This is a genomic window from Tenacibaculum aquaeponti (assembly GCF_057221555.1).
Genome location: NZ_CM170147.1, coordinates 808,149 through 825,724, shown reverse-complemented (window position 1 = coordinate 825,724; position 17,576 = coordinate 808,149). Strand labels below are relative to the sequence as shown.

General features: G+C 27.1%; 8 protein-coding genes. All 8 read left to right on the top strand.

Translation table 11 applies throughout. The features are described 5' to 3' along the window. Positions 1-2: 2 nt before the first annotated feature. Positions 3-4,814, top strand: a complete 4,812-nt coding sequence (locus AC2TEO_RS03740) for a baseplate J/gp47 family protein (RefSeq protein WP_442266824.1) — start codon at positions 3-5, stop codon at positions 4,812-4,814. Then, on the top strand, positions 4,811-7,408 hold the full coding sequence (locus AC2TEO_RS03735; RefSeq protein ID WP_442266823.1) for a baseplate wedge protein: 2,598 nt from the start codon (positions 4,811-4,813) through the stop codon (positions 7,406-7,408). Before AC2TEO_RS03740 ends, AC2TEO_RS03735 begins: the two co-directional genes overlap by 4 nt. Beyond that, entirely contained in the window at positions 7,405-11,547 is a 4,143-nt protein-coding gene (locus AC2TEO_RS03730) for a contractile injection system tape measure protein (protein WP_442266822.1), read from the top strand. The genes AC2TEO_RS03735 and AC2TEO_RS03730 overlap by 4 nt, the downstream gene beginning before the upstream one ends. A gap of 42 nt (positions 11,548-11,589) precedes the next feature. Further along, positions 11,590-13,509, top strand: coding sequence for a hypothetical protein (locus AC2TEO_RS03725; RefSeq protein ID WP_442266821.1), 1,920 nt, complete (start codon positions 11,590-11,592; stop codon positions 13,507-13,509). Positions 13,510-13,529: 20 nt separating this feature from the next. After that, on the top strand, positions 13,530-14,444 hold the full coding sequence (locus AC2TEO_RS03720; RefSeq protein WP_442266820.1) for a bZIP transcription factor: 915 nt from the start codon (positions 13,530-13,532) through the stop codon (positions 14,442-14,444). A 65-nt stretch (positions 14,445-14,509) separates the two neighbouring features. Next, positions 14,510-15,277 carry a hypothetical protein gene (locus AC2TEO_RS03715; RefSeq protein ID WP_442266819.1) on the top strand — a complete coding sequence of 256 codons (768 nt, stop codon included), beginning with the start codon at positions 14,510-14,512 and terminating at the stop codon, positions 15,275-15,277. Positions 15,278-15,301: 24 nt separating this feature from the next. Continuing rightward, positions 15,302-16,225: a hypothetical protein gene (locus AC2TEO_RS03710; protein ID WP_442266818.1), complete on the top strand. Its 924-nt coding sequence runs from the start codon at positions 15,302-15,304 to the stop codon at positions 16,223-16,225. After that, positions 16,215-17,567 carry an ATP-binding protein gene (locus AC2TEO_RS03705; RefSeq protein WP_442266817.1) on the top strand — a complete coding sequence of 451 codons (1,353 nt, stop codon included), beginning with the start codon at positions 16,215-16,217 and terminating at the stop codon, positions 17,565-17,567. The genes AC2TEO_RS03710 and AC2TEO_RS03705 overlap by 11 nt, the downstream gene beginning before the upstream one ends. Positions 17,568-17,576: the final 9 nt, after the last annotated feature.

Below are 17,576 nucleotides of genomic sequence, written 5' to 3'. Positions count from 1 at the left end.
TAATGAGTTTAATTAATCAAAATAAAGCTTTAAAGTCATTGTCAATGGCACTTGAAAATCAAGTTAATCTAATCGATAGTCGATCGGAAATAGATGATTTGAATTTTCTAGTAAACTTTAGTTCATTGATTAATTTTTATGATGACAAGAATCAAGTAAATGGAAGTTGGACGCCTTTTTTATTGAAAGATCCATCATTTTTAATGGCTTCTATTGCAAAAACTCCTTTTAAAAAAATGTACACGCTTTTTTTACAAACTAGTGTTACTTTAAAAAGAGTTTTAGAGCAAAAAGAATTAGAAAAAAACGAGATAAAAGAGAAGGTGTTAATTGGATTTAAACAATTATTTCATCAATTATTACATGTTTTTCATTTAATAGAAAGATGGATATATTATATGTTACAATACCCGCTAGAATACAAGCTAAAGAGTTATGTAATTAGAGAAGTAAAAACAAAATATAGCCACTTTTTATGGGCTATATTATGGTTAAAAAACCAATTACATCATAATAAAATTGTAGAAAAAACAGAAGATGATAACGACAATATATATCAATCTTATGATAAAAATATTTGGAAATCTGGAGTTAAAACTACACCGTATTGGGAATTATTAGAAATTAATTATTCGATTGAAAATACTAATAAAGGACTATTAAATATATCTGGAACATTAAAAAAAATAGGAGAAATTATGTTCTCATTTTTTAATAGTATTATAGAATATGCGCCAGTAGAGTTTCAAGAACTTGAAAAAGAAAAAGATTTATATCCAGATACATTATTACTTAAAACATTTACTGAATTAATAAAACCGTATAAAAATCAGTTGAATGGATTAACAAAAAAGCATCTTAACTTTTACTATAAAGACATTTTAAAAGAAAGAAAAACATTAGCAAAACCAGATTCGGTTTTTGTGTGTGCAGAACTTCAAGAAAATGTATCAACTTTTGATTTGGCAAAAGGAACACTTTTTAATGGTGGTACTTATCAAGATGATTCAACGATTTTATATGAATCTGTAGAAAATGTATCTATAAATCCAGCCAAAATAGCAGAAGTCTATACTTTATCTAAAGTATCTAATGAAAAGAAAGAAAGTTTTAAACTTTATCTTAAAACACATGAGAATGTAAATGAAGTAAAAACTAGTGAAGAAGGAGAAATTCAGAGTTGGAAAACTTTTGGTTCTTCTACAATTAAAGACGGTAAAAAAGTAAATTTAGGTTTTGCTTTTGCTTCTCCTATGTTATTTTTAAATGGAGGAAAAAGAAAACTTTGTATCACTATAACTTTCAAAGAAGATATTTTAAATCTAGAGTTTTTTACAAAAGGAATTTATCAATTAAGTACAGAAGAAGAATGGTTTATAATTCTAGATTCACAAATAAAAATAACTCAAAATCAAGAAGAATTATCACAGCTTTTTATAGAAATTCAATTAACTGAAGAAGATCCAGCTATCATAGCTTTTTCAGAAGAGAAAGATAATTTTAAAACTTCATGGCCTTTATTTTACATGTCTTTTTCAGAATTCATGGCTGAAGATTATCAGTTAGAAATTAAAACAATTACAATAGATGTTGAGGTTAAAAATTTACAAAATTTTCAGTTGTATAATGATTTTGGAGCGCTAGAAACAGAAAAGCCATTCCAACTATTAGGGCCAACACCTAGTAAAGATCAAAGTTTTATGATTGGTAGTTCAGAGGTGTTTAGTAAGCCTGTTACTGAATTCGATTTTAAATTGAATTGGGATAATTTACCAGATAATTTTATTAAGTATTACGAACAGTATAACAAATACTTAGCAGATTTTTATAAAAATCCGCCAATAAAAGATACAAATTTTGTATTCCAAGATTTATGGAATAAAACAATTGGGAATCTATTTAAAAATAATAAAAAAATAATAAAAAAAGCTTTAGCAGATATAGATAAAGCTATAGAGTCATGGTTTTTAAAAGACGGAAAATTAGTAAATGTACTGATCTCTAAAATTGATAAAAATTTAAATAAAATATTTTCAAGAAATAAGAAGAAATCAGTTTTTGTTTTAAAACAAACAGAAAAAAAAATAAATGTTTTTGTATCTGGATCAGATCAAAATGTAAAAGAACTCAGATCAAAAATAAAAGAACTCATATTAAACACTTTAGTTGAGGTTAATATATATAAAGAACCATTTAATGATAAAGCATTTAAAGTAGATTTTCAGTTGCTTCAAAATAAACAATGGACTGCTGTAGATATGAATTTTACACCTTCTATTTTAAAAGATATTTTTCAATTAAAATCTAATGATTTAACAAGAACTCTCTTTCAAGGTACACCTTTATTTATTGACGAGAAATTTAAAGAATTAAAAATATCAGAATTGATAAAAATCAATAGAAATATAACTGTTGATACATTATTTATTCTTGAAAATATTTTTACTACGGATATTAATTTTCAATTTAAAAACGGAATTCGGTTAGAGGATCAGATTAAAGTAAAAAATGTACTTAAAATCATAAATGATTTAGAAGTTAGTGCGATTTTAAGAATAAAAGAAGAGGTAACGTTAGATAAGGTTTTAAAAGAAGAAAATAGTATAAAACTTACAGATGTTTTTGAAATAAAAGAAAATTTAAAAGCAAGGGAAGTTTTTGTTTTTCAAGAGTTTTTAGAAGTAAATGATACATTTTCTTTTGAAAAAAAATTAAAGAAAATAGGCGTTTTAAAAAATGAAACAACAACGATAGAGCATATTAAGTTTCATATAGAAAAATTGAGAATTATAAATAGATCGCTTTCGTTTAATACCATTATAGAACTGGATGATTCGTTGTTTTTGAAAGATTTTTTAGATGGAAAAACAACTACAATTTTTAAGATAAATAAAGAATTTAAATTCAAAGAATTATTTCATGAAGCTGATTTTAATTTTACAGAAGTTCTTACAAAATCTGTTGAGAGTATAAAAATTGAGTGTAAAAATGAATCACCGATAATTTTAAATTCAACAGGAACACTTTCTTTTAAAGAAACTGTAGAAATATTTAGTTTTTTAAAAATTCAAGATACTTTAAAGTTTACAAATATTTTTCAAACAAAAGGAAAGGAAATCTATGAATTAAAGGAAAATACAACGACTTATAAAGAAATGTTCAATTACAGTGTTTTTGGATCAACTAAAATAACTGAAGTACAAAAAGATATTAATCCTGAAATTCAATATCTTCCATTGGAGTTTGATGAAACATCAACTTCAGGTTTTTTAAGAATGAAATTAACCAATCCGATATACGGATTTGGAGCTATATTATATCCAAAAGTAGTAAGCGCAATTGCAATGTATAATGCCGATTTGTTATCGTTAGCGTTTAACAAACAGGATGTTACTTTTCAAGAAGAAGCAAACGAACCTTATACTCCAATTGTGGGAATATTTACAGGTAATTACAAGAGTAGTTTTACATATGATTTTACAGAAACTGATAAGAAAAATAAATATCCAATTCAATGTTTTTACCAAGATGTTTTTAAAAATTATAAAGTTTACGATAGTAGTTTAAGTACAATTACTAATAAAAAAATCAATGTAAATTTTCCTAGTTTATTACCAAGAATCAAACAAGAAGGAACATTATTTTTAGGGTTACAAGAAGTAATTGCTCCAGCAGAGTTGTCGATTTATTTTCAATTAGTTCAAGATTATGCTACAACTTATACACAAGGAAAATCTGAAATTTCTTATCGATATTTAAGTGAAAATTATTGGAAGAAATTACCAGTTTTAGCAGACGGAACAAATGGTTTTAGTTGTTCTGGCCTTATCGTTTTAAATCTACTATCAGAAAGTGAAAAATTGCATCACACAATGCCAAGCGATAATCTTTGGATTTCAATTTCGGTAGATAATAATACAGATTCTTTTTGTAAAACTTCTTTTTTAAATACAAACGGATTTAAACTAAAAAGAACAGGAAAAAACTTTAGGTTCGATACAGAAAAACCTGAAATAGCTGCAAATACTATTGATAGTCCATATAGCTCAATTCCTCAAATAGCAACAATTATGCAACCTTTTTCATCTTTTGGAGGACAAATGGCGGAAACAGATAGAGGATTTAATAAAAGAGTAAGTGTACGTTTAAAAACAAAAGATAGAGTAATTTCAAACGAAGATTATTACAGAATAATTAAAGAAACATTTGTAGAAGTTTTCTATCCTAAAATAATATTCAATAGAGCTTTAAATAAAACGGAAGTTTTACTAGTAAAAAACATTCAAGATTGGACGGAATCTAATGCTTTTATTCCGTTAGTAAATACATGTTTAATAAACGAAGTTCAAGAATATTTAAAAGGGAGAGCATCTAAATTTGCTAATATTCAAGTAAGAAATTTTGATATTAGGTATTTAAAAATTGAAGGAGAAATAACTGTTACAAATTCTTATGCAGTTGAAGGAGTATCGAAAGAAATTAATAGGAGATTAAATATTTTCTTATCGCCTTGGATTACTACTACACAATCACAAATCACAATAGATTCAGGAATAAGCATAGCTCAGATTTCAGAATTTATTACAAGTTATCCATCTATAAAAAGTGTTCAAAACCTAAAATTATATTTAGGAGAAAGAGAAGAAAAAGGAAAAATAAACTATACAAAAGGACCTTTTCAAATAATAGAAACTAAAACAGTAAGAGGAGAATTACAAGTTGATTTTGAATTAATAACAAAGAAATACACTATAAATTCGAATGTATTAATTGTACCATCATTAAATAATCAAGAATTAATTTATGTGAAATGATGGAAAAGCAAAATTACATAGAAGAAAAAACATTACCGCTAACGATTAATTTTGAGGAGTTAAAAGGTATGGCTCTTGCTTATATTCAAAAGAATAATGATAATACATGGACAAATTTAAATCCAAGTGATCCAGGAGTTACCATATTAGATCAACTATGTTATGCATTTACTGAACTAGGATATTGTAACTATTTTCCAATGAAAGATATTCTTACGAATAAGAATAAAGAGTTAGAAATTAGAAATCAGTTTTACCTACCGGAAGATATTTTAACAACTACACCAGTTACAATTAATGATATTAGAAAATATGTTGTAGATCAGGTGAAAGAAGTAATAAATCTTCAAATTACACCAATAAAAGAAGATTCAAATTACATTGAGGGAAAATATAAAGTAGAGGTTTTAATAGATTCTAGGATAAATAAAAATGAAGAAGCAAAAACTAGTTTAATAAAAGAAGAAAAAGCAGAAGGAAAAATAATAACTAAAGAACAGTTAATTTTAAATCACACTTTTTTTGTTTTAAATACCTGTAGAAATTTAGGAGAATTGTTTTGCTATCCGAAGTCATTGCAATCAAAAAAACAACGAGTTTATGGAACTTTAGAATTAGCAGAAGATCATGATTTAGATACAGTTATTGTAGCTATTGAGTTTGCAATAAATAATTATGTTTTTCCAGAAATTTTAGAAGTAGGTTATGATAAATTAAAGAAAGAAGGAAAAACAACAGATGAAATTTTTAACGGACCTAATTTGAAAAATGGTTGGATAGCAGATGAAACTTTATGTCCTAAAAAAAACAAAATTCAAGCATTTGAGTTAGCTGAAGTAATTCAAAAAGTACCTGGAGTTTTAAGTATTTCAAATGTAGCCTTTAATCGTTTAGGAACAGAGTTAGAAGTTTTTTCTAGACCAGAAGAAATCCTAACTTTTGATTTTATTCAATGTGTAGAAAAAAGTAGTAATTATTTAGATGATGAGCTTGAAGAAAATGCAGAAATAAATTCGTTGTATAATTTTAAAATTTACAGAAAAGATCGACAATTAAATAAAAGTATCAATTCAAATTTACTTCAGGAACTATCCAACTTAAATCAACCGATAGAGCAAATTTCAAAAGTATCTACGATACAAATGTATCCAGAACTACCTAAAGGAAATTATCGTGATATCGAAAGTTATTTTTCAATACAAAATACATTTCCAGAAGTATATGCAGTTGGAGTTGCAGGAGTGAGTGATAATGCTACGGATTTTCAAAAAGCACAATCAAGGCAACTCAAAGGCTATTTAACTTTATTCGATCAAGTATTTACCAACCAATTTATGCAACTTGGGAATTTAGGAAGATTATTTTCTTTTGATAATTCAATAACTGGCGATCCAAAAGATAAAGCTCAATTTTATAGTGTACAAACTTTTAATGAGGAGAAATATCAAAAATACCCAGCGCCATATCTATGCTTTTCTCCAACCTATTTCTATCAATCGTTATATAAAGAAGTTCCGCATATAAAACCTTTATTAAAGAATATTAAAAAGCACGAATTTACTTTTGATGTTTTTGAAACTGAGAAAAAAAAGCAAAACGCTTGGGAAGAATATCAGTACGATCCATACAATTCTTACATCCACGGTTTAATGCTTTTTATGGAAGATGAACATGAAAACATAAAAAGAAGAAACAAGATTTTAAATCATTTATTGGCAAGACATGGAGAATCACCAGAAATTATAGATACAATTATTGAAGGAAATGTGTATTCAGGAAATACACAAAAGGATAAAGTAATTGTAAAAAGTTTATATCTGCAAAATTTAGGATTATTATCTTATTATCAGCCTAAGGCATATAATTATATAGGTTCTAATTTTTTAAGTACAGAGATAATAACAGTACCAGAAAAATTTCAAAAAAAATATAAAAAATTACAAGAAAAGTGGTTACAAGGTAATCAAAAAGATTTCATTTTTAGAACTGTAGAAATCAATAAAACACAGCAAATAAAGAAACCATTTTTTACGAATTATTCTGGTGTAGAATTAAAATTGAATCTTTTATTCTCTTTACCTGTTTTTTATGAAAATTACTTAATTCAAAATGAAGACTCATGTACATATTGGTTATACAAATTTAGGAAAGGATTGTTATGTATTGAAGCCAATTTAATTATTGAATCTTTAACTAATCAACTTGATAAGAATGAAAATCAAATAGATTACTTAGAAAAATATAAATGGGTTATCGATGAGTTTTTAGATAATAGAAATTGCTTATTATTTATTTTTCCTAGTTTTTTTATAGAAGAAAATATAAACTCTACAGAGAAAAATCAATTTAAGATTCCAGATTTTAAAAAACGATTAAGCTATTTTTTAGAAGGGGAATTACCTGTACAAATCATATATCAAATTTTATATGCAAAAGGCAAAGAACTTGAAGCTGTGATTATAGCTTATGCAAATTGGCATAATAGTTTACGCTTCGATGAGCAAACAGGAAAATTACACGGACCTGATTTAGTAGTTCATACGATAGAGTTGATGTTGGCACTTTTAAGTTTAACAAAATCTAAAAAATTATGAGAAACTTAAATCAACATATCGTGGCTCGTTGTAGTTGGAATACTGTTTTTGATGATAAAGAGAAAGGAAGAGAGTTGCAAAATGCAATTAGTAATTGGAGTGAACATTTTATGCCAAGAACATTAAACGATGTTTTTGATACGATTTGTACTCAATATCAAAGTTTTAAAATAAAATCATTAACCATAGATCTTGGAGCAATTCAGTATGAAAACTTAAAAGAACAACTAACACTTAAATTACAGGAAGTATTACAAGAACAATTTCGTGAAATTTTAAACAACCCAAATAAATACAAAAAAAACGTACAAATTTTAAAAGGAGAAGATGTTTGGTTTAATGTAATTACACATTATTTACAGCAAGGAATAATGCCTTGGAATTACACAAAAAGAGGAGAAAATATCAATCAAATTTTTGAAATTCAGTTTCAAGAAAATAAAGAAGCATTAATACAAGCAATTACAGCGATTGCAGAAAAAGAATATGTTCGAAAACGTATAGCATGGCAATTTAAAGAAGCTAATATTCATCATATTATAGCGAGTTTAGAACGAAGTAATCATAATTATATTATAGAGTTTTCAGAAGAGTTTACAAAGCTTCAAACAAAAGAAACATTAGTAAAAGCAGGTATTTATGATTTTAAAAAGAATCTGTGGTTTTGGATTTTAAATTATCTATTTGTTCATAGAGGAACCATGTTTAATAAGGTTGAGTTTGTGAGAAGTAACATTCAACAAATGGCAAATCATTTTAATATGGAATACCATGAACTTTTTGCATTGATAGAAAAAGCAGTTCAAAAACTACACGAGCAATCTTATATTAAAAATGAATTCATTCATATTCTTGAAATTCTTTCACACAAAGAAACAGAGAATTTTCAATACGAAAAAGCTACAATAGCAGAGCAAGAAAAACGCTGGAGTTTACTCTTAAATTATTTACAAAACCCGCAACAACAAAAAACATCATCAGAAAAAGAAGCTTTTAAAGAATTAGTTAATAAACTTTCTCAAATCAATAAAGTTAGATTTCAAAACTTAATTAACAAAATAAATAATACAACAGAAAATTGGCAATTTGTAAGCAAAGATTTACAGCCAGAATTATTTGGAGTTCTCTTAAAATCAATTTCTAATGAAGTCGCAGACAATGTTTTGTTAGAGCTTAAAAATTTACAAAAACTACAAATCCAAAAACATTTTCAATTAAACGAAAATTGGTTGTTTGCTATAAGTTTAAAATTTATAAAAAAATATAAAAGTCAAACTTTTTCAAGAACGAAATATTTGAATTTTATATTTCAAGAAATCAGTACATTAAAGAAGAAGACTAAAACTTCAATTTTAGAAAAACTTCTTAATACAGATGTTCAAGTATATCGAAAAAACGATGTGAATGCTACTATTTTTCATGCGATTAAAGATTTATATACAAATGAAATATTAAATCAAGAAACAAAATTTACAGAAGAGAAATTAGAGATTGTTTTAAAAGCATTAGAAAAGAATTTACAAGAAGGAGGAACTACAATTATCACTGAAAATTATTATGAGATTATTCGTAATTGGATAAAGAAAACACCAAAACAATTATGGAAATCGTTAAAGGTACAGAAAAATAAAAACTTTATTTTAAGAATACTTCCAGAGCTTTTTAATGATGAAGTTCTAAAAACAATAGTATTAGATCAAGTATTATCAAACCAACTAGCATTTATAAAAGACTTAGAAAAGAGTATAAATAAAGTTTTAGAAAAAAATACAGGAGCCAATACCGTTTTACATGAATTTAAAACACAATTATTTTTTAAAGGAATTAAGTTATTAATACTTGAAGAAAATAAAAGTAAAGTTTCATTAGTAACCACTTTATTTAAAGAAATAGTTGTTCAGCAAAGTTATAAAACATCAGTAATAGCAAGAGAAAGTTTGTTAGATGTTTTATTGTATTTTCAAAAAGAACATACCGATTTTTCAATAAATCAAAAGAAAACATTATCGAACTTCATAGAAGAGTTTACACAAACGACTACGTTAGAATTTTTATTAAAGTTTATAGAGTGTACACCAAATAAACAGGAAGAAATTACAGAAATTTTAGAAGAATTAGTTCATCGAAAAGAAATTCATACAGTAGCTTTTAAAAAAGTAGAAAAAAAAATTAGTAATTATTTATTAAAAGATGCAGATGAGGTTTTTAAAAAAACTAAAAATAATTTTAAAAACAGATTAGAAAGTAAGATAGATAATTCTAAAGTGATGCACGAAATTTATTGGCAATGCATAGCGGATTATAAAAAGCATAAAGGTAATCAAACGAAATTTAAAAAGCTCTTAGAAGAAACAATACATTACTTTTTAAATGATAAAATAATACAAAAAGAAGTATTTAAAATTCAATTTTCTTCTCAAATTTTCACTATAAAAAAATTACAAAACCTTCTACAAAAAGCGATAGAAAAAAGAGAATTAACATTAAAAATAAAAACTGAAGAAATAGCAGTTCAATTTGCATTTTTTAAGTTGTTAGAAAGTTCACCTAAAGCGGTAAGAGAAATCATAAGAACTATAAAACTGACAAAGAATCAAATAGAATATTTTGAAGTTTTAATCTCTTTTTCGCAATTTCTAACATTAATAATAAAAGATACTTCTAATAATAAACTAATAGCTTTAATACGTTCAATTCAAGTATTATATACTATTCGGAAAAAAGTTATAGGAACTTCAATAACAAAAGAAAAGGAATTTGCTTTTTGGGAATGTGCACTAAATATATTACAAGAAAAAAAAGAATCAAGTTTAAAAAAAATAGTAAATGATGTTTTCGAAGAATTTTATAAAATCGATACCATTAGTGTAAAATTTATAATTGAAAAAATACTATATGAAAATATTGTTTTACCACCAATTTTAAAAAAGATTTTGGTAAATAAAAATTCAACTTTCAGATTAATAAAAGAAGCAGAAATCATAAGTAATGTTTCAGAAGGTTCACTAAAGAATCAAGTCATAGAATGTTTACCATTATTATCAAAAACACTTTTAGTAGAAAATAAAATTCCGTCGTGGTTTTTACACCAAAATTCAATTACAAAAATTGAATTACTAAAACTTGTACTAAACGAATTTCCCTTAACAATACTAGCAGTTTTACGAAAACATAGTATAGCAAAAAAGAATCTAATATCTAATATCAGTTTTACTGAGATCGTAAATGTATTAAGCAATTTATATCCAGATAAACAAACACTATTAAAATCAGTAGAGAAGTTTTATAAGCTTATAGAATGTAATTCTATAAGTAAAAGTAAAGTGATAAAAATTAGAGAGGTTTTATATGAAAAAGTGTTAAGTGCTTGGATAAAGAATAATTGGAAACCATTAACTACGGCTTCAATTTGGAAGGAACTAATTTGGGAGATTTCTATAAAAAATATCATTAAAGAAAATGATTTTTATAAAGCTTTAGATGAAGTAAAGCTACAGTTACCAAATACGCTACAAGTATCATATGAAGCAACGCGTTCAACTAAAAAAAAGACAATGATTAAAAAAACAATCAAAAAGGAAAATATAAGCGAAACTAAAACAAACACAATTTTTAAAAAGACAAAAATTATGAATGAAAGAATATTAATTCCTAATGCAGGATTAGTATTGTTAAATAGTTATTTTCCAATATTATTTGAGCGACTAAAATTGGTTGAAAACAAGTCTTTTGTTACTAAAGAAGCGCAAATTCAAGCAGTACATTATCTACAGTATGTAGCAACAGGTTTAACACAAACTGAAGAAGAATTTTTGGTTTTAAATAAACTTTTATGCGGATTAAATTTTGAAGAACCTGTAAAAGATAGTTTAGATGTAAGTACAGAAAATAGAGAATTAATAAACGGAATGTTACAATCTGCAATTATGCATTGGAATGCTATTGGAAGTACAACTGTAAACGGATTTCGAGGAAACTGGTTTGTAAGAGATGGAATTCTAAGAGAAAACGAAGATCGATGGGAATTAACAATAGAGAAAAGACCATACGATATTCTATTAAATAAATCACCTTTTTCATTTTCAATTATCAAATTTCCATGGATGCCAAAAGCATTACATGTAAGCTGGCCTTTTTAAAATAAAAATAAACGAAAAGAATATTAACTAAAACAATTTTTTATGAACTCTTATAATGAAAATTTGCAAGCTAGTATATTATCAACACTAAGCGAGCAAGAAACTAAATTACAAAAAACTAAAGCAAATTTAGATGCTTCTATGTTTTCGTTATACTATGCACAAGGAGCTAGAATTACTGCGGCAGAAGAACTACAAAAAGCAAATGTAAACTACAAAGAACAACAAGCCATTTTAGAACAAATGGTTATTGATAGTGATGTTTCTACCAATGTGTTATCTACAACGAATCTAGCGAATACTTTCATTCCAGAAACAGTAAGTAATACAGCAGTTGCAGCAGCAAATGTTCAAATAGCAACAAATGCAATTATAAAGTTAGCGAGTGATGTTGGAAGTATTTTTAGCATTGTAAATGCAGCAGATTATGGAACTGAAATTTACGATCAAAGTAAATATGCTAATGAATTAATGAATGGAAAATGTACAGATAAAAGTAAAGTAGCTAAAGGTGTTGAAGGAACAGCATATTTAGCTGAAAATACTTCAAGATTAAGTATGGAAGCTTCGGCAGAAATAGCCGAAGTACCTATCGCTAATTTAACAGAAATAGTAACTTCAACAGATACAGCTATAAAAGCATTATTAGAAGTTGTTAATACAAATTTTAATACAGCATCAGAAACAATTTTAACAGATACAACAGCATTAACAACATCAAATTCTACAGAGAAAAAAGCCGAAGGATCATTAGAAGATTCAGGTATTGTATATCTATCTACACAGGAAGCTTATGATTTAAGTAATAAACAGTTAAATTTAGATTTAAAAGTAGATTTAGCTGAAGGAGAAGTAAAAGGAAGACCAACATCTTATACTGTAAGTTTTAATAGTTATAAAAGTCCGTTTGCTTATGAGCAAGAAGAAGGAATTACGAGCGGACCAAAAAAGCCAGGTTATCCTGTAAACGATTATTATATCTTTTTAGTAAAAAATAAAGACAAGAATTTTTTTTCAATTTCAGACGCAGAAGGATTAATAACGGAATCAGAAAAGGAACATTTATATATTAAAATTCCGAGTACAATAGAAAAAAAGTATTCTCAAAAGATACAAGTTCTTACCGAAGATCAAAGAAAAGATGATACATCAGACGAAACATATTTAAAAGATGTTAATGGTGAATTTATAAAAATTGGAGAGAATTATGTGGTTTATGTTTTTGCAGTTTTTGACAATGGCTATAAAAAAATAATAAATACATTCGATGATTATTTAACAGCACCATCTGCAACCTTTTCTTTAAAAAATCAATTAGTTGCACCAGATGCAGATAAAATTGAAGTTAATAATAATAAGTTGACTTTTACTTTAGATAAAAAATCTAATTTCGATGTAGAGTATCGTTGTATGTTTTTGTTATACAGTCCAGAATTAACAAAAGGTTTATTAACATTTAACGATCTAATTCAAGTTAAAAACGAAGTAGAAGAACTAGAAAAAGAAAATAAAAGTAAAATAGAAAAGTTAAAATCTCGTATCAAAGATTTAAACGATCAGATTACAAACAAAGGAGCTGAAAATACCGATTTAGATGAGTTAAAAGCGGAATTAGAAAGAGTAAATTCAGAATTAAAAGCCTTAGAAGAGAAAAAAGAAGAATTAACGGAAGAAATTCAAGAGATAGAAGGAGACAAACCAGAATTTTTCTTCAATTACACTATAGCAAAAAGTTTAGAACGAGAAAGTTATCGTTTAGCGAGTTCTAATGGAAAGAAAAAATATTCATTAGAAATAGATATAACTACTACAGATAGTTTTGGAAATAGTTTAATAAACGGGAAACAATACATTCCTGTAGTGTTAGCAATGTCATCTAAAAAAGACGAACGTTTCCGATTTATTGGAGCTCTATCAGATGCTCAGCAAACAGATTTTTTCACTTACACAATAACAAAATAACTTCCTTAAAATAAAATAATATGGCACCAATAACATTAGCTACACCAAAAGTAAAAAAATACGGAATTACAGAGAAAAAGAAAGCAGAGATAGATGCATTAACTAATGAAGTACAAGATGCACAAAACGAAGTTGAACAATTACAAGCAATTGTAGATTCTTTAACGAATAAAACCAATGCATTACAAACAAAATTAGAAACCGATAAAACCAATCAAAAAGCTACCTTAGCCAATAAAGAGTCTTTAGATAAAATTGTAGATGAGGTTATAAATGTTTTAATCAATTCAAAAATTACATTTGTAGGAATAACCAAATCAGATATTAAGATAAAAGAGGTAGCTAATAGTATTGAAGAAGTAATGAATAAACTAATTTATTCTGCTGAAGTAATTAATAAGCTATCAAATTTAGTTATTAGAAAAAAAGCGCAAAATCCATTAATTTCTGATGATTTAGTAACTATGGTTAATACTGCAGGAACAAATGCTAACAATGCAGTATCGCTTACATTAACAGCTTTAAATTCTGTAATCACTTCACAAACTACAAATATCGAGGCAGAAGGAGTAATGTCTTTAGAGTTTTATCAATCAATTAGGTTATATGAATTTATAACTGGAGAAACTGTAAATAATATACTTAAACAAGAAGATATTGATACCTGTATAGATATTTTACAGCAGCAAAAAAATAACTTAGGATCAGAGGAAACTAAAGCTAACGAAAAACCGTCAAAAGATAAAAGTTTAGTTGCTTTAATTAATAAAGCTTATGCAAATGCTACAGTTATATATAACAATACTTTAAGAGCAAATAAAAAAGCGATAGATCAGCTAGGAGAAGCAGAAACAAGACTAAACAAAGCAACAATAAAATTACAATCTTTAGAAGCTGGTTTAGCAGCTGCAAATGCAGCTGCTTTGGCTTCATAAAGTTAATAAACAAGAGATTGTTAAAATAGTATTTAAAACAATCTCTTGTTTTATAAAACTCACCAATGTATAAAACTCCTAACAAAATAAATACAGCACATCAATCAGTAGCAAATACGGGCAAATCGCCTAATAAAAGTAATTATCATTTAGAAGATAATAGAGAACAAATACAGTTAAAAAGTATAATTCAAAGAATAGACAGTGATGATGAAAAAATGATTTCTGAATCAGATGATGAAAGTGATTTTATGCATGAAGAATCAAATAGTGATTATGATTATAATCCGCCATCTGAAGAAGAATTTGATCCTGATGAAATTTATAGAGAATCAGGAAAGTCATACAGAAGCGGACGCTCATTTTACACTGGAAAAACTCAAGACACAAGAAAAAATCTAATAAAACGTCAAACCGATTCAAAAGGGAATTTACGTTCAGGTTTCGCAGGAGATGGACCTATTATTAATTTAGATGCTAAAGGAAGGGAAATAAGAAGCCATAAAAAGAAATCAACAAAAAATAAACAACCCGATATAGATCATATGATTGATTTTTTGGCTATAGATGATGAAATAGATAGATATGATGATAGCGATTTATCTTCAAATGAAATGGAAGAGTTTAAGAACTACTCATACAATGTAGAAAGTAATCTGGAAATTCTATCAAAAAAAATACATAAAGATAAAAAACGATATACAAGAGATAATATACCTCCTAGTTTGCGTAAGAAAGCAAAGGCATTTGTAAAAGCACAAAGAAAAAATTTTAAAGAAGATAAACTCGCTCAAAATAGACTAGAGAAAAGGAGAAAGAAAAATAAAAAATAGCAATAATAAATTAAATATAAGGAGATGATAAATATTACCAAAAAATTTTATGTCGATTTCTATAATAAAACCAATGGTTTTATTCCATCAAAACCTTTGAAACAAAATTTATATCCAGGAGATTTTTTTCAAATTCAAAAAGGAGAAATCATTGTATTGGGAAATATTTTTAGAAAAAATATAGTAGATATAGATGAGGTAATTTTTGAAAACGGAATACCACAAAATGAATTCAATTGGAAGTTTAGCAATGGTGTAACTAAACCATTTGTTGGTAGAGATAGCGGACAAAATCCAATAGAAGGAACTTTTGGATATACCAGACAAGTATTATCCTTTAAAGAATTTGGTAGTTTCTTTTTTACAAGTACAAACCCAGAATCTGTAAAAATAATTAATTGGAATGCTATTGCAGCAGAGCTCATTATAAAACTAACACAAGTACTTTATTCATTTAGAGAAGTATATGTAGTAACAGAAAGTGTAGCGCCTAAAAATTGGACATTAGTTATTTCAGGATCTGATAAAGGAGAATTAGAAATCGCTTCAGAAACCGAAAGTGCTGGACTAATAGAGTTATTTGGAAATGCAAATTCTAAAACTATTCAGGCAAGAGATATAGAATATTATGAAATAGAAAATCATAAACGACCTTCATTTTTTAAAGCAAAAAAGTTGGTAGTACAACCCGAAAAATTAGAAGTTTTTATTAGTGACCTAATAACAGAAAGAACAGGAGTAGCAGATTGGGCATCTAATTTTTTTGATTATGAATTTTATCACGAAAATCTCCATGTTTCTAATAAAACACCAAGAAATCCACAAGCCTCTGTACTAGATATGTTACAAGCTAATCAATTAAATCCAAATACGGCTTTAGAATATTTTAAATGGGAAAATGCAAATCTTGATGATATAGAGCAAATGTTTTTTTCTTATGGATTATAAAATAAACATACAAGCACTATTAAATGAAGTATATTGGTTACAAGAAGTAATTCACAATGTAATAAGTACATACTTAGAGCACGAAGGCGAGCGTCCTTTTTGGATGGATATTCCAATGCCAGATATACAAATACAAGAAAGCGTGTACGCTAATTTTGTAATAACTTATAAGCTTACAATTTTCGAACGCTTGGCTATTGCACTGACTTTAGCACCTCAGCTAAGGCCAGAAGTACTAGATATTTTCTTTGGTAAAAATAAAATTTACGACAGAGGATTTACAGAGTTTGGTGGTGTGATAGATAAAAACCATAGCGGGTTTTTACCAACAGGACAAACCTTATTATTTCTAATCGCAGCCACAAAACCGTCTTTAAGAAAAGATGCTGTAGCTATTTTCAATAAAGATAATATCTTAATAAAAGAGCAAATACTTTCATTAGAAACCACAGAAACATTCATTCCTAAATTCAATGGAATCATAAGCTTAAGCAAACGTTGGTTTCATAACTTCCTGTCAGGAGAAATGCCAAAATTAGAACACAGTAGTACATTTCCTGCACAAAAAATCACAACACATTTAGCATGGGAAGATGTTGTTTTAAACGATTTGGTGATGGATCAAGTATTAGAATTAAAAGCTTGGTTAACTCATGGAAATACTTTACTTAAAGATTGGAAATTATACAAAAAAATAAAACCAGGATATAGAGCTTTATTTTACGGGCCTCCGGGAACAGGAAAAACACTAACAGTTTCATTGTTAGGAAAAGTTTCTAAACGAGATGTATATCGAGTAGATTTATCTATGATTGTATCTAAATATATCGGAGAAACTGAGAAAAATTTATCTAGAGTTTTTGATATCGCTGAACATAAAAATTGGATTCTATTTTTTGATGAAGCCGATGCTTTATTCGGAAAGAGAACAGAAGCCAACAGTTCTAACGATCGACATGCCAATCAGCAAACTTCCTATTTATTGCAACGCATAGAAGATTTTCCAGGCGTTGTCATATTAGCCTCAAATCTAAAAGGAAATATGGATGCCGCATTTACCAGAAGATTTCAAGCTATGATTCTTTTTGATATGCCAGGAGTAAATGAACGTTATCAGTTATGGAAAAATGCATTCTCTGGAACTTGTACACTAGATACTTCAATAGATTTATGGAAAATAGCAGAAGCTTATGAATTAGCTGGTGGAGCAATTATTAACGTATTACGGTTTTGTGCCTTATCAGCCATAAGTAGAGGTGCTACTGTAGTAACTAAAGAAGAACTTTTAGAAGGTATTCGAAAAGAGTTTAAAAAAGAAAATAAAACAATTTCATTAGTGTAAATAGAACCT